Source organism: Microbacterium sp. NPDC089695, assembly GCF_044749085.1.
Taxonomy (GTDB): domain Bacteria; phylum Actinomycetota; class Actinomycetes; order Actinomycetales; family Microbacteriaceae; genus Microbacterium.
Genome location: NZ_JBIVHG010000001.1, coordinates 14,019 through 32,678, shown reverse-complemented (window position 1 = coordinate 32,678; position 18,660 = coordinate 14,019). Strand labels below are relative to the sequence as shown.

The window sequence follows — 18,660 nt, the reverse complement described above, 5'->3', positions numbered from 1 at the left end:
CGGGCGCTGTGCACAACAGCGCCCGAGGGGAGTCGGTGGAGGGGAGCTCAGAGGTCCAGCGGGTCGAGCGGCTGGGTGTCTTCGAGGAGGTGCGCGGGGGTGGCGCGCGACGGCGCGAGGGGGAAGGTGACGGTGAACGTCGCGCCGCCTCCCGGTGTCTCCGACACCGCGACCGCGCCATGGAGCGCCTTCACGATCGAGGCGACGATCGCGAGGCCCAGCCCCGAGCCGCCCGTCTCGCGGGCCCGGGACGTGTCGGCGCGCCAGAAACGCTCGAAGATCTGCTCGCGGATCTGCGGCGGGATGCCTTCGCCGTGATCGACGATCGCGATGCTGCCGGTGCCGCGCACGCGGTCGGCGTCGACGACGATCTCCAGCGGGCTCTCCGCGGGAGAGAACCGGCGCGCGTTGCCGAGGAGGTTCGTCACGACCTGACGCACCTTGTTCTCCTCGCCGAGAACGATCGGGGGCGTGCGCACCGGGATGTCGGTCGCCTCGGTGAAGTCGATGGCGGGTACCTTGGCCGCGGAGCGCGGACGACGACGCAGACGGCTGAGAGCCGCGCGCGACAGCCCGCGGGGAGCCGGGGCCGGGGGCTCGGCGACGATCGGATTCGAGCGCGTCGTCACGTCGATCAGCGGGGCGTCGACCGTGCGATCGATCACGGTCACGGTGCGGGCGGGAGCCGCGGCGCGCAGATCGAGGGCGGCGTCGCGTGCGATGGGGCGCAGGTCGAGCGCCTCGATCTCGGGTTCGCGCTCCTCGTCCAGGCGGGCGAGAGCGAGGAGGTCCTCGACCAGCACGCCCATGCGGATCGCCTCCTTCTCGATGCGCTCCATCGCGCGAGCGGTGTCCTCCTCGCCCTTGATCGCGCCCATGCGGTACAGCTCCGCGTATCCGCGCACGCTCACGAGGGGCGTGCGCAGCTCGTGACTGGCGTCTCCGATGAAGCGGCGCATGTGCTGCACCGTGCGGTCTCGCTGTGCGAGTGAGCCGTCGACCCTGTCGAGCATGGTGTTGATGGCGTAGTTGAGCCGCCCGACCTCGGTCGTCGGCTCGAGATCCGTGAGCCGTTGGCTGAAGTTGCCGGCCGCGATCGACATGGCGGTCGACTCGACCTGACCGAGCCGTCGGAACGTCAGGGTCACGAGCCCGCGCGTCAGTAGAGCGGCGATCAGGATGGTGACGAGAGCGACCGTGACGTAGATGCCGAAGAACTGACTGATGATGCGGTCGGCGTAGTCGAGCGGCATGGCCACCATCTGGATGCGGAGTGCTCCGCCGCCCTCGCCGGGGAGCAGCGCGACCGCCGCTCGGAAGCCCGTGCCCTCGGTGCCTTCGAGGGGGAAGACGGTGTCGCTGTTGTTCTGCGCGTCCAGCAGCTTGTACGTCGAGGGGAACAGCGGCGATCCGTTCGCGGAGCTCCCGGTGGTCGTCTGCAGCACGCCCTCGCCGTCGTAGATCGCGACGAAGAAGTCCCGCGGCGACTCCCTGGGGGTGTAGACGGTCTCACCGTCTTGCGTCGTGACGTCGAAGTAGCGCTGGGCCAGATCGGCCGACACGAGCGCGGGCAGCTGTGCGTCGATGTTGCTGACGAGCGAGGTGCGCAGGATCGGCACCGTGCCCAGGCCGGCAACCAGGAGGCCGAGGGCGAGCACCGCGACCGTGACGCCGGTGACCTTGGCGCGCAGACTGATCGCGCGCCACCAGCGGGTGACCGCGTCGGGCTTGTGCGCCATGCGGGCCTCCCTCCGGTCACGCGCGGTGCGACGACGGCATCCCCGTCGTCGACGACGTGTCGGCTACTTGCCGACCTTGAGCATGTAGCCGAAGCCGCGCTTGGTCTGGATGACCGACTCCTCGGTGTGCGGGTCGATCTTGCGGCGCAGGTACGAGATGTAGCTCTCCACGATGCCGGCGTCGCCGTTGAAGTCGTACTCCCAGACGTGGTCGAGGATCTGCGCCTTCGACAGCACGCGGTTCGGGTTGAGCATCAGATAGCGCAGGAGCTTGAACTCCGTCGGGCTCAGCTCGATCGGCTCCTTGCCGACGTGCACGTCGTGCGTGTCCTGATCCATCGACAGCTCGCCGGCGCGGATGATCGACTCCTCGTCGGCCTGCATGGTGCGGCGGAGGATCGCCTGTGCGCGCGCGACGATCTCGTCGAGGCTGAACGGCTTCGTGACGTAGTCGTCGCCGCCGGCGTTCAGGCCCTCGATCTTGTCGTCGGTGCCGTCTTTGGCCGTGAGGAAGAGGATCGGTGCCGTGAACCCCGCGCCGCGCAGGCGCTTGGTCACGCTGAAGCCGTTCATGTCGGGCAGCATCACGTCGAGGATGATGAGGTCGGGTTCTTCCTCCAGCACCGCCGAGATCGTCGCGGCGCCGTTGGCGACCGTCTTCACCTGGAACCCGGCGAAGCTGAGACCCGTCGAGAGGAGGTCGCGGATGTTGGGCTCGTCGTCGACGACCAGGATGCGCGCATCAGTCATGACCCCATTATGGTGACTTCGACCATGGGGATGCTGACTATTCGTCGGAGCGGCGGTCAGGCCGCGACCGCATCCGCATCGACGATCGTGTAGCTGTAGCCCTGCTCCGCGAGGAACCGCTGACGGTTCTGCGCGTAGTCCTGGTCGATCGTGTCACGCGCGACGAGCGTGTAGAAGCTCGCCGTGTGACCCGACTGCTTGGGGCGCAGGAGGCGCCCGAGCCGCTGCGCCTCCTCCTGTCGGGAGCCGAAGGATCCGGACACCTGGATGGCGACCGAGGCCTCGGGGAGGTCGATCGAGAAGTTCGCGACCTTCGACACGACCAGCAGCGGGATCTCGCCGACGCGGAACTGGCGGTACAGCTCCTCGCGCTCGTCGACCGGGGTGGAGCCGGTGATCTGCGGCGCGTTCAGCGCCTCCGACAGCGTGTCGAGCTGGTCGAGGTACTGCCCGATCACGAGGATCTGCTCGTCGGGGTGCTTCGCGATGAGCTCACGCACCGCGTCGATCTTCGCCGGGGCGGAGGCGGCGAGCCGGTAGCGCTCGTCGTCGGTCGCCGCCGCGTACTCCAGCCGGTCGTCCGGCGGCAGGTCGACGCGCACCTCGTAGCAGACGGCGGGGGAGATGAACCCCTGCGCCTCGATCTGCTTCCACGGGGCGTCGAAGCGCTTGGGGCCGATCAGGCTGAACACGTCGCCCTCGCGGCCGTCTTCGCGTACGAGCGTCGCGGTGAGCCCGATGCGGCGGCGGGCCTGCAGGTCGGCGGTGAGCTTGAACACCGGCGCGGGCAGCAGGTGCACCTCGTCGTACACGATGAGACCCCAGTCGAGGGCGTCGAGCAGCGCGAGGTGCGCGTACTCGCCCTTCCGCTTGGCGGTGAGGATCTGATAGGTCGCGATCGTGACCGGCTTGATCTCCTTCGACTGCCCGGAGTACTCGCCGATCTCCTCGGGCGTCAGGGTCGTGCGCTTCAACAGCTCGTCGCGCCACTGCCGAGCCGACACGGTGTTCGTCACGAGGATCAGCGTGGTGGTCTTCGTCGCGGCCATGGCGCCGGCGCCGACGATCGTCTTGCCCGCGCCGCACGGCAGCACGACGACGCCTGAGCCGTCCTTCGCGAACGCGTCGACGGCATCCTGCTGGTACGGACGGATCTGCCACCCGCCCTCGTCGAGCTCGATCTCGTGCGGCGTCCCCGGCGTGTAGCCGGCGAGGTCCTCGGCGGGCCAGCCGATCTTGAGCAGCTCCTGCTTGATCTGACCGCGGGCCCACGCGTCGACGACGTAGGTCTCGGGGCTCGGGTGGCCGATCAGCAGCGGCTGGATGCGCTTGTTGTTCGCGACCTGGGTGAGCACGGCCGGGTCGGTCGAGCGGAGGATCAGGACGCCCTCGTCGTCGCGTTCGATCAGGAGGCGCCCGTAGCGGTTCACGGTCTCGCGCAGGTCGACCGCGACCGAGGGCGGCACGGGGAAGCGCGACCAGCGGTCGAGCGTCTCGAGCATGTCCTCGGCGGTGTGCCCGGCGGCGCGGGCGTTCCACAGGCCGAGGCGCGTGATCCGGTACGTGTGGATGTGCTCCGGCGCGCGTTCGAGCTCGGCGAAGATCGCGAGCTCGTGGCGGGCGCTCTCCGCATCCGCGTGGGCGACCTCGAGCAGCACGGTGCGATCGCTCTGGACGATCAGGGGGCCATCAGACATAGCAGATCAGTTTACCGGGCGCCGGCGTGAGGAGGGTCGACCGGTCGCGCTCATTGCGCGATCACGGATGCGGAGCGGATGCTCGACACCGGCAGGGTCCGCTCCACGTCGGCGGCCCGGTCGCGACCGCGCAGACGTCCTCCGCCCAGACCGGTGGCCTCGAGCACGAGGTCGCGCGTGGTGCCGTCAGGCATCCCGACGGTCACGCGCAGCACCGCCTTGGCCCGGACGGCCGCCTCGAGCTCGCGATCGAGCCAGGCCGCGTCGGCGTCCGGCCCCTGGTGCGACCGCAGCGCCGCGATCAGGCGGCCGTGGTCCGGGGCGTCATCGCGCGGCGTCGCGGGGGCATGCCGTTCCCCCGTGATCGCCCGGCCGTGCTCGTCGACCAGCGTCGCCGGGTACCGGGCGTCGGTCAGCGCCCAGTACACCGTGTCGCGCCCGACCCTGGTGGTCAGGGACTCGACGTGGGCGGTGAGCGCGAGCGGACGGAGCGTCTGGTCGACCGACATGGCCTTGATGAGGTTCTGGTCTGCGCTCTCGATGCGGGTGCGTCCGGTCTCGTCGTCGACCGACACGCGCACCAGGCCGTGACGCTGTGCGGTCTGCGCGACGAGGTAGCGCAGCGGCTGCGGGATGCCGGTGAGCGAGATCTCGTCGAGGAACGCGACGATGGAATCCTCGGTCTCGCCCGCGACCAGGGCGTGCGCGACCGACTCGGGCGTGAATCGATACGACGACGCCTGGGCCGCCGATTCGCGCGCCGCGATCGTGCGCAGCCGCACGTCGAGAGCGGGCGCGAGCGGGCCCGGTGCGATCGCGCTCAGGTCGTTCTGCAGGAAGATGCGGTCGACCTCTGCGGGCAGATGTCGCGCGAGCGCGGTCGCGTCCGGGCTCCCACCGAGGCGGAGAGGTCGGGCCCAGGCGGGCTCGGTCCCGTCGTCCGCCACGAGTCCGAGGAGCCTCGCCCGCTCGCGCAGCGCTGCGGCGCGCTCGGGCCAGGCGGGGTCCCACGGGTGCGCGGTCGGCCACTCCGCCGTCGCGATCCATCCGTGATCGGCGGAGCGGATGCCGCGCGGCAGGGTGTCGCGGACGCCGAGGGCGAGCTGCGACCATCGTTCCGCGGCGGACGCTCTGAGCCACTCCTCCGCATCGGATGTCGTGTACAGGCGGCGATCGTCAGCGACCACGAGTCCGGATGAGGCCACGATCGCGAGCAGGGCGTCGAGCTGATCGGCCGGCAGCCCCTGCTCCGCGAGCTGACGCTTCTCGCCCGCGCTGAGAGTTCCGCCGCTGAGCAGCGAGAAGGGGCGGTCGCGGGCGAGCATCAGGAGATCTGCGAGCGTCGCCACGGTCGTGAACGCGCGCTCCGCGGCGTGCGCCTCCGCCGACTCCGACGAGGGGGTCGAGTCCGCCGCGGTGTCGACGTCGGGGACCTCGCGATCGCCGAGCGCGGCGGTGACGGGCGCCGGTATCGCGCCGTCGGGACGCAGCAGCGCCAGCCGCACGAGAGCCGTGACGGAATCGGTGTCGGCGGATGCCTCACCGTCGGCGACGGTCCGCAGAGCCGACGCCTCCGCGCGTGTGAGGCGCGGCAGCGCGCGGGCGATCGACACCGGGTCGAGCAGCGCCTCGGCAGCATCGAAGAAGTCCTGCCATCCGGCATCCGGTCGCACTCCGCGCGCGGCGAACAAAGTCGCCAGATCGGCATCGCTCGCCTCGGCCAACCACTCGGCCAGCGGGCGGGCGTGCGTGCTCATGCCGGTTGTCCTCAGGACCGCGAGGCGCGGCCCTTGCGGATGAAGCTCATGATGAGCAGCACGATGATCATGATGAACGCCACGGGAAGGCCCCAGTAGGGGATCGCCGCGACGATCGGCCAGACCCCGACGCCGAAGTCCTCCTGCTGCATGCCCACTGCGGTCCCGATGATGATGGCGAAGAAGCAGATGATGGATGCCGCGCCGATTCCGAGCGCCGTGAACGCCAGGACGGTGTCGATCCGGCGGACGGGAACCTCGGGTTCCGGGCTCTGAGTGCTCATCCGTCTCAGCCTAGTCGGAGCCCGCGGGGGAGGGTGCGCGACCGGTAGGCTAGTGAGACCGCATCCTGTGCGGTGATCCAGCTCCACACCGACTCAGCGAGGTTCTCCCATGCCCACCGGCAAGGTCAGGTTCTACGACGAAGACAAGGGTTTCGGCTTCATCGCCTCCGATGACGGCCAGGACGTCTTCCTGCACGCCTCGGCGATGCCCGCCGGCACCGCCGTCAAGGCGGGAGCCCGCGTCGAGTTCGGCGTCGCCGACGGCAAGCGCGGACTCCAGGCGCTGTCGGTGCGCGTGCTCGAGGCGCCGCCGAGCCTGTCGAAGGCGAAGCGCAAGCCGGCCGACGACATGGCGATCATCGTCGAGGACCTCGTGAAGCTCCTCGACGGCATCGGCGGCGACCTGCGTCGCGGCCGCTACCCGTCGTCCGGTCACGGACGCAAGATCGCCGCGGTTCTGCGCAAGGTCGCCGATGACCTCGAAGCCTGACATCGACCAGCGCCTGATCGACGCCCACGATCTCGCGCTCGCGGCGCTGCGCGAGATCACTCCCGCGTCGACCATCGGTCCCGCCGCCGGCTACCTCCCGGAGGACGACGGCTCGGTGTCGCTGCGGTTCGAGAACCGTCTGGCCGGATACCCCGGCTGGTACTGGACGGTGACCGTGGCGCGCGTCGAGGATGCGGAGCCGACCGTGCTCGAGGCCGAGCTGCTGCCCGGCGAGGGCGCGCTCCTCGCACCGGAGTGGGTGCCCTGGGCGGAGCGGCTCGCGGAGTACCGTGCGCATCAGGCGGAGCTCGCGGAGCAGGCCGCGGCTGAGGCCGCCGCGAAGAGCGCTGACGACGAGAACGCCGAGGACGATGCCGAGGACGACGATCTCGACGACGTCGACGAGGACGAGGACGCGGATCTCGAGGACGACTCCGAGGACGACGACGACGATGATCTCGACGACGACGACGACGATGATCTCGACGACGACGAACTGACGAGCGAGCCGCGCCCCGTCCACGGAGGCGACCTCGACGGCGTCGACATCGACGAGCTCGACGAGTCCGATGACGATGACGACTCCGACGACTCCGACGACGAGGACGCGTCCGACTGCGAGGAGTGACCTCGGCGTGAACGATGAAGGGGCCGCGCTGATCGCGCGGCCCCTTCATCGTGTCGGGGGAACGTCAGGCGCGCTCGTGCTCCAGCACGTAGTCGAGCGCGCGGGTGAGCTGGCGGACGTCGTCGGGCTCGATCGACACGAAGGTCGCGACGCGCAGCTGGTTGCGGCCGAGCTTGCGGTACGGCTCGGTGTCGACGATGCCGTTGGCGCGCAGCGTCTTCGCGATCGCCGCCGCGTCGATCGACTCGTCGAAGTCCATCGTCACGACCACGGGGGAGCGGTCGGCGGCGTCGGCCACGAACGGGGTGGCGACGGAGGATGCGGTCGCCCAGTCGTAGAGGATGCCGGACGACTCGGCGGTGCGCGCACCGGCCCAGGCCAGCCCGCCGTTGCCGAGGATCCAGCGCAGCTGGCTGTCGAGCAGGTGCAGCGTGGTGAGAGCGGGCGTGTTCAGGGTCTGGTTCAGGCGGGAGTTGTCGAGCGCGTTCTTGAGGCTCAGGAACTCGGGGATGTAGCGATCGGAGGCGGCGATCCGTTCGATCCGCTCGATCGCTGCGGGCGACACCGCGGCGAACCACAGGCCGCCGTCGGAGCCGAGGTTCTTCTGCGGAGCGAAGTAGTAGACGTCCGCCTGCGTCGCGTCGAAGTCGATGCCTCCGGCGGCGCTCGTCGCGTCGATCACGGTGAGGGCGCCCTCGGCCACCACCCGGACGATCGGTGCGCTGACGCCCGTCGAGGTCTCGTTGTGGGGCCAGGCATACACGTCGACGCCCTCGACGACCTCGGCGACCGTGCGCGAGCCGGGCTCGGCCTTGCGCACGTCGGGGGCGGTGAGCCAGGGGGCGGCGGCCGCGGCGGCGAACTTGCCGCCGAACTCGCCGAACACGAGGTTCTGGCTGCGTGCCTGGATGAGGCCGAAGGCCGCGGCATCCCAGAACGCGGTCGAGCCGCCGTTGCCGACGACGATCTCGTAGCCCTCGGGAAGACGGAACAGGGCGGCGAGCTGCTCGCGCACGCTGCCGACGAGGTTCTTCACCGGGGCCTGGCGGTGCGATGTGCCCAGCAGCGTGGGGCCCGCGGCGAGCAGAGCGTCGAGCTGCTCGGAGCGCACCTTCGAGGGGCCGCATCCGAAGCGGCCGTCGACGGGCAGGAGGTCACGGGGAATCTCGATCGGCATGCGTCGATTCTAGGCCGTGACCGACGCGCGATCCGCCGCGTGACGCCCCGATGTCCGTGCGGGAATGTAGGCTTGCCTAAGAAGACCCGGAGGGCCACATGACGGACTTGATCGACACCACGGAGATGTATCTCCGCACCATCCTCGAGCTCGAGGAGGAGAACATCGTGCCGCTGCGCGCCCGCATCTCCGAGCGTCTCGGCCACTCCGGCCCGACGGTCTCGCAGACGGTCGGACGCATGGAGCGCGACGGTCTCGTCGTCGTCTCGGAAGACCGCACGCTCGAGCTCACCGACGCGGGTCGCCGCAAGGCGGTCGACGTGATGCGCAAGCACCGCCTCGCCGAGCGCCTGCTGTCCGACGTGATCGGCCTCGACTGGGCGTTCGTGCACGACGAGGCCTGCCGCTGGGAGCACGTCATGAGCGAACAGGTCGAGCGTCGTCTCGTCGAGCTGCTCGGGCACCCGACCGAGTCTCCGTACGGCAACCCGATCCCCGGCCTCGACCAGCTGGGCGATGCCCCGGCCCGCACCTTCGACGAGGGCGTGATCGGCCTCGTGCAGAAGCTCAACGCCGCCGGTGCTCCGGTCGAGGGCACGGTGCGGCGTCTCGCCGAGCCCGCTCAGGTCGACCCCGAGCTGCTCGAGCAGCTGCGCGACGCCGGTGTCGTCCCCGGCGCGAAGGGCGACTACCGCTTCAACGAGGGGTACGTGCTCATCCAGATGGAGGGCAAGGATGACGGTCTCGAGCTCCCCGTCGAACTCGCATCGCACATCTTCCTGGTCGGCGAGCCCGCCTGACGTCTGCGGGCGGCTCGCGGAGCTTTCCGTCGATTGCCAGGTTCGCAGGGTGACAGGACCGTTATCTTCCGGTAACCTCGGACGGGTCGTCGGCGAGAAGCCCGCTGACGATTCCCGTGAGGATTCGCCTTTCAGGCTCGTCGTCCTCCCGGGCAGAACGCACAAAGTACCCGAGCTATACACGTGCCACGAGAGCAGAGTGCCGACGAGCCACCGCCATCCGGCGTGCAGGCGCAGGAGGATCACGTTTTGGTCACAGACATCGAGTCCGCGAACACACCTGAAGATCGAGCAGTCTCCCGTCGCACCCGCGCACGGGTCAGCGCGCGAACCGTCGTGAAGCCTCTGCGCTCCGTCGCGATCTTCGGTGCGGTCGGTGCTCTGGTCGCCGCCGTCGCGCTCCCCGCGTACGCCAACTCCAAGCCCGCCGAGTCCGCAGCCACCGTGCAGCAGCTCGCCGCCGTCGACGCGCAGTCCCTCGTCGTCGCCTCCGAGGCCACGGCCGCACCGCTCGCCCGGGGCACGTTCACCGCGACGACGCCCGACGAGATCGAGAAGAAGAAGGCAGAAGAAGCAGCTGCCGCCCGTGCCGCGGCCGCAGCGTCCACCGCGTCGGCCGGAAGCTTCGACATCGGCAACTACGCGCTCGTCTCTCCCGGTTCGGGCGAGGTCCGCTATCCGCTCCCGCAGGGCTCCTACAACGTCAGCCGCACGGTCGGCGGCGCGCACAACGGCGCCGACATGCTCGCTCCGCAGGGCACGCCGATCTACGCGGCCGCCGCGGGCGTCGTGCGCCAGTCGGCCGAGAGCATCGGCGGCTACGGCGTCGCCGTCATGCTCGACAGCGTCGTGGGCGGTCAGCGCGTGCAGACGACCTACGGTCACATGACGTACGGGTCGCGCCAGGTGCAGGCCGGCGAGACCGTCGCCGCCGGCCAGTTGATCGGGTTCGTCGGCAGCACCGGACGGTCGACCGCCAACCACCTCCACTTCGAGGTGTGGGTCAACGGCGGCCTGGTCGAGCCGATCGCCTGGCTCGCCGCCAACGCCGGCTGAGCCGCATCCTCCCGGCATCCCGGGACACGCCCCGACTGTTCACCGGGAGTTCGGCCCCTGCCCCTCTGTGATGGGTTAGCCTGAACCCGTTGTCGCAGAGGCGGGAGAAGCCGATGGATCGAATACCGAGCATCCGCACCATGGATGCCCTCGGTCGTCACGTCCTTCAGCATCGTCCGCAGGGGCGCCGCGGTGCATCCGCGCGCAGAAGGCGCCGTCACTAGACGGCGCCTTTTTTCGTCCCTGCGAACGCTTCCCTTCGGTGGCTTCGTGTGAGTCGAGAGTGCCGGGAAGCCGTCCCGGCGGATCGAGAGGATGACGATGCGCACACTGGTACTGAACGCGGGATACGAGCCCCTGGCTATCGTGTCGTTCAAGAGAGCCCTGGTCCTGGTCATGAACGACAAGGCGACCGTGATCGAACACATCGAGGACGATCCCGTGTGGGGGAGCCACGGCGTCTATGACCGCCCGGCCGTCATCATCCTGTCGAGATACGTGCGCATCCCGGTCAGTCGGCGCGTACCGGTGACCCGTCGTGGCGTGCTGCGCCGCGACGACCACCGCTGCGGATACTGCGGCAAGGCGGCGTCGACGATCGACCACGTGCTGCCGCGATCGCGCGGCGGCGCCGACTCGTGGGAGAACCTCGTCGCGTGCTGCCTGCGCTGCAACAACGTCAAGAGCGACCGCACGCCGCAGGAGATGCGCTGGCAGCTGCGGTTCACTCCGCGACCGCCGCACGGCACGGCGTGGACGGTGCGCGGCAGCGAGCGGGGCGACCCGCGCTGGGAGCCCTACCTGGCGCTCGCAGCGTGAGGCCCGACGCCCTCTTCCGCGTAGACTGGGCGCTGCGCCTTCGTAGCTCAGCAGGATAGAGCAGCCCTCTCCTAAAGGGCAGGTCGCTGGTTCGAATCCAGTCGAGGGCACCGAATGAGCGGAGCGGCGGTCAGTCCTGTCCGCGCCGCCACAGCTTCGACGGCCACCAGATCACCTTGCCGAGGTCGTAGGCGAGTGCGGGCACGAGCAGGGAGCGCACGACGAACGTGTCGAGCAGCACGCCGAACGCGACGATGAACGCGAGCTGCACGAGGAACAGGATCGGGATCACCGACAGTGCGGCGAAGGTCGCCGCCAGCACGAGCCCCGCCGAGGTGATCACGCCGCCCGTGATCGACAGGCCGCGGAGCACGCCTTCACGGGTGCCGTGCGCCAGCGACTCCTCGCGCACGCGCGTCATGAGGAAGATGTTGTAGTCGATGCCCAGGGCCACGAGGAACACGAATCCGTACAACGGCACGGCGGGGTCGGCGCCGGGGAAGTCGAACACCCCGTTGAACACGAGCGCGGAGACGCCCATCGCCGTGCCGAACGACAGCACCGTCGTGAGGATGAGCAGCACAGGCGCCAGGATCGAGCGCAACAGCAGCATGAGGATCAGCATGATCACGACGAGGATGACGGGGATGATCAGCGTGCGGTCGTGGATCGACGCGTCGTTCGTGTCGACCGCCGTCGCGGTGACACCGCCCACCAGCGCATCGTGCTGGTGCAGTTCGTCGCGCAGCGCCCGGAGCGTCTCCGCCGCGGCATCCGAGTCGGCCGCGCTCGTGAGCGTGCCCTGCAGCAGCACGTCGCCGTCGACGACGGTGGGCTCGGGAGCGGGGGTTCCCGGGGGCCCGACCGCCGTGATGCCCTCGGCCGTCACAGGAGCGGATCCGCTCGGCGAGTCCGAAGCGGTGACCGTGACGCCGTCGATGCCGTCGTCGCTGAGGAGCACGTCTGCGGCCTCCTGCAGGCGGGCTTCGGCGACCACGACGTAGACCGGACTCCCCGAACCGCCGGGGAAGTGCTCGCCGAGCGCCACCTGGCCGTCGCGCGCCTCCGACGATCCCAGCACGAGGTCGGACTGCGGCACGCCGCTCGCGTTCAGCTGCAGAACACCGGATGCGCCGGCGAGGAGGACCAGGGTCGTCACGATCCAGATCACGCGTGGGCGCTTCGTGATGAGGCCGGCGAGCCGGGCCCACAGACCCGTCGTGCGCATGCCGTGCTCCTCGGCGACGACCTCGGGCTCGAAGCGGGGGCGTCGCGGCCAGAAGACGGCGCGCCCGAAGAGCAGCAGGAGCGCGGGAAGGAGCGTGAGCGCCGACAGCATCGCGAAGACGATCCCGATCGCCGCGACAGGGCCGAGCGTGCTGTTCGACTTCAGGTCGCTCAACAGCAGGCACAGCAGACCGGCGATCACGGTGCCGCCCGAGGCGACGATCGGCTCGACCGAGCCCTTCCACGCCGCCAGGATCGCCGTGCCCTTGTCCTGCGCCACGCGCAGCTCCTCGCGGAAGCGTGCGACGAAGAGCAGGGCGTAGTCGGTCGCCGCGCCGATCACGAGGATGAACAGGATGCCCTGGGTCTGCCCGCTGAGCAGCAGCACCTCGAACTTCGCCAGCCACCACACCACGAGCAGCGCGACGCACAGAGCGAACAGGCTCGTCGACAGCACCACGAGGGGCAGCAGGAGCGATCGGTACACGAGCACGAGGATCACGAGGACCGCGAGCAGGGCGACGCCGAGCAGCAGGCCGTCGATGCCGGCGAAACCGGCGACGAGGTCGGCGCTGAATCCCGCGGGGCCGGTGATGTACACCGCGACGCCATCGGGCGCCGCTGAGCGCAGCTGCTCGCCGAGGGCGGTGACGGTGTCGGCGAGCTCGGCGTCGCCGGAGATCGGGATGAACGCCTGCACGGCTTCGCCGTCGTCGGAGGCGAGTGCGGGCGACACGTCGTCGCTCACGCCGTCCACCGACGGCGCGTCGGCCACGGCATCCGAGATGGCGTCGATGTCGGCATCCGTGAGTGCGGAATCCGACACGAACACCGCGATGGCGGGGATCGTGTCGCTGTCGCGGAACTCACCCAGCAGCTCCTGCACCCGGGTGGCGTCGGAGGAGCTCGGCAGGTAGCTCGTCTGATCGTTCGACGACACCTCGTCGACCTTGCCGAACAGTGGGCCGCCGAGGCCGGCGCCGACGAGCCAGACGAGGATCAGCGCGACCGGCAGCAGGACCCGCACCCAGGAGTGGCGGCGCGTGCGCTGCCGGGTCTGCGGGGCCGGTTCGGGGGCGGGGCGGGACATCTGATGCCTCTCGTGACTGCGGGACTGCGGGACTGCGGGGTCAGGAGACCCAGGCGAGGATGAGGATCATCGTGGCGAGGAAGCCCGCGATGTAGTTGAGCGCGATGAAGCGGCGCCAGGCGCGGTTCGTCGCGGCCGAGGTGTCGTCGGTCACGCGCCACCACGGCGCGGCGTTGACGATGTACGGGACGACCAGCACGGCCGCGAGGGGACCCGGCCAGGCGGTGAACAGCATCGCGACCCCGGCGAGCACCCACAGCCCGATCGCGAGTCGCACGGTCGCCCGGGCGCCGATCACGGTCGCGACGGATCCGATGCCGGCCTCGCGGTCGGGGGCGATGTCCTGCACGGCGCCGAAGGCGTGCGCGGCCATGCCCCACAGGAAGAACGCGATCAGGACGATGACGACGGTCGGCGTGACGGCGGCCCCCGCGAGCGCGAGACCCACGATCGCCGGTGAGACGAAATGGGTGCTCGACGTCGTGGAGTCGAGGAACGGGCGCTCCTTGAACCGCAGGCCGGGCGCCGAGTACGCGATGACGGCGAACACGCTGACCGCGAGCCAGATCCACGATGTCGCGTCGCCCACGAGCACGAGGTAGACGAGGAACGGCAGGTTCGACAGCGCGGCCGCCCACAGCGTCGCGCGGTGGATGCGGGGTGCGAGCAGCGCGCCCTCGATGCCGCCCTTGCGCGGATTCGCGAGATCGGAGGCGTAGTCGAACACGTCGTTGATGCCGTACATCGCGAGGTTGTAGGGGATGAGGAAGTACAGGGTGCCGAGCACGAGGGTGAGATCGACCTCGCGCGTCGTCAGGAGGTACGCGGCCGCGAACGGGAAGGCGGTGTTGATCCAGCTGATCGGCCGCGACGACAGCACGATCTGGGCGGCATCCCTCGTCAGCGAGGCGCTCATGCGTCGTGCTCCTCGACGGGATCGGATGCGGCCGCGCGGCGCGCGCGGAGCAGCATCCACAGCGCGGGGAGCACGACCGCCCCCGCGAGCGGATAGGCGAAGTCCTCGATCGGCGCGAGGCCGATGTGCAGGCCCAACAGGTGCGCGGGGGAGTAGTGGAAGAGCCCGCTCGCGATCATCACCGTGTCGAAGACCGCCGTGAGGGTGAACAGCGTCGCGATCGTGATCGCGATCGCGGCGGGTCGTGCGCGGCGACCGCGGGGCGTGGCGACGGACACGGCGACGGCTGCGACGACCGCGGCGGCCGTGAACAGGAGCGACAGCTGCAGGTACGTCACGGTCGGCGCTCCGTCCGCTTTCGACGTCGGACGGCGGCGAGCACGCGCACAGCGCCGGTGTAGACCACCATCGTGCACACGACGAGGAACAGCAGGAACACGGGCTCCTCGAGCGGCAGTTCGGGCGCGAGGAGGATGCCGGTGGCGATCACGCCCTCGCCGCGGAAGAAGATCCCGCCGGCGATCCCGGCGAGATCCCACAGCAGGAAGAACGCGACGCCTGCCGCCGTGACGACGGCCGCCGCGGTCGCATCCCTCCAGAAGAACAGCCGGAAGCGACGATCGATCAGGAGCATGCAGCCGAGGGAGACGAGGAGCGCGGCGAGATAGACGATGCCCGTCATGAGGCACCGTCTCGCACGGAGACCGGCACGGGCAGAGGCCCGGCCGAGTGGTCGCCGCGGATGCGCTTGAGCACGATCTCCGCGCTGATCAGGCACATCGGCACCCCCACGCCCGGCGCGGTCGTCCCTCCGGCGTAGTAGAGGCCCGCGACTCGTCTGGACGCGTTCTGCGCGCGGAACATCGCGCTCTGCGAGAGGATGTGCGCGGGGCCCAGCATCCCGCCGTGCCAGGAGTTGTAGTCGTCGCGGAAGTCGGCGGGTCCGCGGGTCTCCCGCACCACGATCCGTTCGCGGAGGTCGTCGATGCCCGCCCACGAGGCGACGAGGTCGATCGCGGTGTCCGCGGCGCTCTCCACGGCGGGTGAGCCTCCGCCCTCGGAGCCGCCGGAACCGATCTCGACGTCGGCCGGGACCGGCACCAGGATGAACAGGTTCTCGTGTCCGTCGGGCGCCACGGTGCCGTCGGTCGCACTCGGCCGGCACACGTACGTGGAGGCGGGGGAGGGGATGTGCGGGCGGTCGCCGAAGATCGCGTCGAAGTTCGCGTCCCAGTCGTCCGTGAAGAACAGCGAGTGGTGGGGGAGCTGGGGCAGGGCTCCGCGCACTCCGAGCATCACCAGGACCGCACCCGGTCCGCTCGTCCGGCGCTGCCACCAGGAGCCGGGGTAGGTGCGCAGGTGGGCGGGGAGGAGGGCCGTCTCGGTGTGATGGAGGTCGGCCGCCGACACGACGATGTCGGCAGCCGTCGACTGGGCCGTGCCCGCGGCGTCGCGCCACTCGACGCCCGAGACGGCGGCGCCGCGATCGCGCGTCGTGGTGCGGATCGCCGTGACCGCGGCATCCGTCACGATCGTCGCCCCGGCATCCCTCGCGGTCTGCGCGATGCGCTCGACGACGTGCCAGAACCCGCCCTGCGGATAGCTCACGCCTTCGTCGAGATCGAGTGCGCTCATCAGGTGGTACATCGCGGGGGCGGTGCGGGGATCCGTGCCCAGGAACACCGCCGGGTACCCGAGGAGCTGACGCAGCACCGGATCGCTGAAGCGCCGGGCGGCGAACGACTGCAGGCGCGTGCCCAGCAGCGTCGCGAGACGGGGCAGCGCGCCGAGCACCTCGCGCGATGCGAGCGTGCGCAGTCGCGTGAAGGGGTTGTAGAGGAAATAGCGCTCCGCCATCGTGCGCGCATGGTGCGCCGAGTCGAGGTACTCCGCGAGCTGCACGGCCGCCCCCGGCTCCCGCGACTCGAACAGGGCGGCGACCTCGTCGCGGCCGGCGGGCACGGTGATCGCATCCGCTGTCACGCCGTCGGGTCGGGGCGCGCGAAACACGCGATACCCGGGATCGAGCAGGGTCAGGTCGAGCTGCTCCGCCGTCGACGTGCCCATCATCTCGAAGTAGTGGTCGAAGACCTCGGGCATCAGGTACCACGAGGGGCCGGAATCGAAACGGAACCCGTCGCGCTCGACCGTGCCCGCGCGCCCGCCGACCCGGTCGTTCTTCTCGAGGACGGTGACGTCGTGACCGTCTCGCGCGAGCAGGCCGGCCGCGGCGAGACCGGCGACACCGGCGCCGATCACCACGACGCGGCTCATCGTCCGCGCTCCACGGCCGTCACGAGCACCGCGCGCGCGGCGAGCAGAGCCTTGACGGGATCGGGCACGCGGACCCTCCGCTGATAGAGCTCCGTCGCCGGCGTCTTCGCCACCCGCCGCATGAGCACCTCGAAGAGCGCATGCGCGCTGCGCACCGCGGCTCTGGCGTCCTTCGGCAGGAGGGGGATCGAGCGGCGGGCGTCGGCGAGCTGGGCGCGGATCGTCCGCACCCATTCGTCACGATCCGCATCGGTCAGCCGTCCGGAGTCGCCGAGGTATCCGCGCTGGAGGCGGTCGGTGTCGTCGGCGAGGTCGCGCAGGAAGTTCACGTTCTGGAAGGCCGCGCCCAACTGCCGCGCGCCGTGCTCGAGAGCCTCGATCTCCTGGGCGGTGCGGTTCTCGCGGTGCACGAAGACGCGCAGGCACATGAGCCCCACGACCTCAGCGGATCCGTAGACGTAGCGCTCGTGCGCCGCCGCGTCGAACGACGTGAAGTCCGAGGGGGTCGCGATGTCGGACGCCATGGAGTCGAAGAACGGCTGCGTCAGATCCTCGCCGATGCCGCACTCGCGCGCCGTCCGGGCGAACGCGTGCAGCACGAGGTCGGTGCTGTAGCCGTCGCGCATGGATCGATGCGTCGCCGCGACGTACGACGCGAGGGCCTCGCTCTGCGCCGAGGCATCCAGCCCGGCCTGCGCCGCGACCCCGTCGACGATCTCATCGGCGATCCGCACCATCGCGTAGATGTTGCGGACATGCTGTCGGTGACGTTCGCCGAGGAGGCGGGTCGCGAGTCCGAACGAGGTCGAGTACGTCCGGATGACGTCGGTGGACGCCGTGTCGGCGGCGCGGCTGAACCGGCCGAGGCTCTCATCCGACGGTCCCGTCGTCGCGCCGCTCATGCCTGACGGCCTTCCAGCCGGGTCACGGTGCGAAGGATCGTGCCGGCGGCGTCGGGGCCGATGTCGCCGGCGAGCTCGGCATCGGCGAGCAGCGTGTGCACCTCGTCGAGCTGGTCGCCGATCAGGTCGGTCGCGAAGGCCTCGGCGCCGCAGTCGCGCAGCAGGTCGCGGATCTCGACGGCGTCCGGCACCGTGAGATCGGGCGCCCCGAACCGCCTCTCGATCCGCGGCCACGCGGGCGTCGAGCGTGCGTAGGCGATCATGGCCGTCTCCTTGCCCTCGCGGAGGTCCGAGAACGGGTCCTTGCCGTGGGAGCGGTGATCGCCGAACACGCTGAGCAGATCGTCCTGCAGCTGGTAGGCGAGTCCGATGCGGCGCCCCACGGTGGTGAGGGTGCGCTCGGCGTTCGCGGAGGCGCCCGCGAGAAGCGCCGCCGCGCGCAGCGGCAGGGAGAAGGAGTACGTCGCCGTCTTGTAGACGCTCATGTTCAGCACGGTGTCGAGGTCGGGGGCGACGATGCCATGGCTCAGCGCGACGTCGGTGTGCTCACCGGCGACCGTCTCGAGGATGGTCTGCTCCATGAGATCGAGGAGGCCGAGGCGCGTCGCGTCGGGGACGTCCGCGCGAGCGAAGCCCATCACGGCCGCGGTGAGCAGCAGGTCGCCCATGAGGATCGCGCTCGAACGCGCCCAGTGCAGGGCGCCCTCCTCGGTCGATCCGGGCGCGCTCGCCGCGAGCGAGCCGATCAGATTCGGGCGACGGCGACGGGTGAGGTCGCCGTCGATCACATCGTCGTGCAGCAGGAAGGCGTAGTGCAGCAGTTCGATGTGCGCGGCGACGTCGATCGCGGTGAGCGGCGGTTCGCTCACGTCGTGGTCCGACAGCGCGCGATGGATGTCGAGGAGCAGACGAGGACGCACCAGCTTGCCGCCGAGCGAGTGGTCGGCGGCGGCGCGCCACAGTGCCGCGAACTCGGAGCCGTACCGTTCGGCGGTGTCGCCGTGATGGGTGAACCGCAGACGCAGCGCCTCCTCGATCCGCGTGCCCATGTCTT

General features: G+C 70.2%; 18 protein-coding genes and 1 tRNA gene. 6 read left to right on the top strand and 13 right to left on the bottom strand.

The annotated features are described in order from the left end of the window. Positions 1-47 precede the first annotated feature (47 nt). The 5 genes from ACIPYT_RS00170 to ACIPYT_RS00150 all read right to left on the bottom strand — a co-directional run bounded on the left by ACIPYT_RS00170 (position 48) and on the right by ACIPYT_RS00150 (position 6,227). Complete coding sequence (locus ACIPYT_RS00170; RefSeq protein WP_401069165.1) at positions 48-1,739, bottom strand: sensor histidine kinase; 1,692 nt, start codon at positions 1,737-1,739, stop codon at positions 48-50. A gap of 63 nt (positions 1,740-1,802) precedes the next feature. Further along, positions 1,803-2,489 carry a response regulator transcription factor gene (locus tag ACIPYT_RS00165; protein WP_096714949.1) on the bottom strand — a complete coding sequence of 229 codons (687 nt, stop codon included), beginning with the start codon at positions 2,487-2,489 and terminating at the stop codon, positions 1,803-1,805. A 56-nt stretch (positions 2,490-2,545) separates the two neighbouring features. Further along, on the bottom strand, positions 2,546-4,186 hold the full coding sequence (locus ACIPYT_RS00160) for a DNA repair helicase XPB (protein WP_401069160.1): 1,641 nt from the start codon (positions 4,184-4,186) through the stop codon (positions 2,546-2,548). Positions 4,187-4,236: 50 nt separating this feature from the next. After that, the gene (locus ACIPYT_RS00155; RefSeq protein WP_401069158.1) at positions 4,237-5,943 is read right to left on the bottom strand and encodes a helicase-associated domain-containing protein; all 1,707 of its coding nucleotides are present in this window, start codon (positions 5,941-5,943) and stop codon (positions 4,237-4,239) included. Between the two features lie 11 nt (positions 5,944-5,954). After that, a complete protein-coding gene (locus ACIPYT_RS00150) occupies positions 5,955-6,227 on the bottom strand; it encodes a multidrug ABC transporter ATPase (RefSeq protein ID WP_401069156.1) in 273 nt (90 codons plus the stop codon). A gap of 109 nt (positions 6,228-6,336) precedes the next feature. On the opposite strand from ACIPYT_RS00150, the gene ACIPYT_RS00145 reads away from it, so the two are divergent. Continuing rightward, entirely contained in the window at positions 6,337-6,717 is a 381-nt protein-coding gene (locus tag ACIPYT_RS00145) for a cold-shock protein (RefSeq protein ID WP_050722660.1), read from the top strand. After that, positions 6,701-7,345 carry a DUF3027 domain-containing protein gene (locus ACIPYT_RS00140; protein WP_401069153.1) on the top strand — a complete coding sequence of 215 codons (645 nt, stop codon included), beginning with the start codon at positions 6,701-6,703 and terminating at the stop codon, positions 7,343-7,345. Before ACIPYT_RS00145 ends, ACIPYT_RS00140 begins: the two co-directional genes overlap by 17 nt. 64 nt (positions 7,346-7,409) lie before the next feature. Here the strand turns inward: ACIPYT_RS00140 and serC are convergent, their stop codons facing one another. Then, a complete protein-coding gene (serC, locus tag ACIPYT_RS00135) occupies positions 7,410-8,522 on the bottom strand; it encodes a phosphoserine transaminase (protein ID WP_401069150.1) in 1,113 nt (370 codons plus the stop codon). 98 nt (positions 8,523-8,620) lie between these two features. Between serC and ACIPYT_RS00130 the strand changes: the two genes are divergently transcribed. The 4 genes from ACIPYT_RS00130 (at position 8,621) to ACIPYT_RS00115 (ending at position 11,307) form a co-directional block, all read left to right on the top strand. Next, entirely contained in the window at positions 8,621-9,322 is a 702-nt protein-coding gene (locus ACIPYT_RS00130) for a metal-dependent transcriptional regulator (RefSeq protein WP_401069148.1), read from the top strand. Positions 9,323-9,658: 336 nt separating this feature from the next. After that, positions 9,659-10,378: a M23 family metallopeptidase gene (locus ACIPYT_RS00125; RefSeq protein WP_401069145.1), complete on the top strand. Its 720-nt coding sequence runs from the start codon at positions 9,659-9,661 to the stop codon at positions 10,376-10,378. Positions 10,379-10,699: 321 nt separating this feature from the next. Continuing rightward, a complete protein-coding gene (locus ACIPYT_RS00120) occupies positions 10,700-11,197 on the top strand; it encodes an HNH endonuclease (RefSeq protein ID WP_401069142.1) in 498 nt (165 codons plus the stop codon). Positions 11,198-11,233: 36 nt separating this feature from the next. After that, a tRNA-Arg gene (locus tag ACIPYT_RS00115) sits at positions 11,234-11,307 on the top strand. A gap of 20 nt (positions 11,308-11,327) precedes the next feature. Here the strand turns inward: ACIPYT_RS00115 and ACIPYT_RS00110 are convergent. The 7 genes from ACIPYT_RS00110 to ACIPYT_RS00080 are packed head-to-tail and all read right to left on the bottom strand — an operon-like array spanning position 11,328 to position 18,655. Next, positions 11,328-13,514 carry an MMPL family transporter gene (locus tag ACIPYT_RS00110; RefSeq protein ID WP_401069140.1) on the bottom strand — a complete coding sequence of 729 codons (2,187 nt, stop codon included), beginning with the start codon at positions 13,512-13,514 and terminating at the stop codon, positions 11,328-11,330. Between the two features lie 40 nt (positions 13,515-13,554). After that, entirely contained in the window at positions 13,555-14,430 is an 876-nt protein-coding gene (locus ACIPYT_RS00105) for a prenyltransferase (RefSeq protein WP_401069138.1), read from the bottom strand. Beyond that, positions 14,427-14,768: a lycopene cyclase domain-containing protein gene (locus ACIPYT_RS00100; RefSeq protein WP_401069135.1), complete on the bottom strand. Its 342-nt coding sequence runs from the start codon at positions 14,766-14,768 to the stop codon at positions 14,427-14,429. Before ACIPYT_RS00100 ends, ACIPYT_RS00105 begins: the two co-directional genes overlap by 4 nt. After that, on the bottom strand, positions 14,765-15,112 hold the full coding sequence (locus ACIPYT_RS00095; protein WP_401069133.1) for a lycopene cyclase domain-containing protein: 348 nt from the start codon (positions 15,110-15,112) through the stop codon (positions 14,765-14,767). Before ACIPYT_RS00095 ends, ACIPYT_RS00100 begins: the two co-directional genes overlap by 4 nt. Further along, positions 15,109-16,704, bottom strand: a complete 1,596-nt coding sequence (crtI, locus tag ACIPYT_RS00090) for a phytoene desaturase family protein (RefSeq protein WP_401069130.1) — start codon at positions 16,702-16,704, stop codon at positions 15,109-15,111. The genes ACIPYT_RS00095 and crtI overlap by 4 nt, the downstream gene beginning before the upstream one ends. After that, positions 16,701-17,606: a phytoene/squalene synthase family protein gene (locus ACIPYT_RS00085; protein WP_401069127.1), complete on the bottom strand. Its 906-nt coding sequence runs from the start codon at positions 17,604-17,606 to the stop codon at positions 16,701-16,703. The genes crtI and ACIPYT_RS00085 overlap by 4 nt, the downstream gene beginning before the upstream one ends. Continuing rightward, positions 17,603-18,655: a polyprenyl synthetase family protein gene (locus ACIPYT_RS00080; protein WP_401069124.1), complete on the bottom strand. Its 1,053-nt coding sequence runs from the start codon at positions 18,653-18,655 to the stop codon at positions 17,603-17,605. The genes ACIPYT_RS00085 and ACIPYT_RS00080 overlap by 4 nt, the downstream gene beginning before the upstream one ends. Between the last annotated feature and the right edge of the window lie 5 nt (positions 18,656-18,660).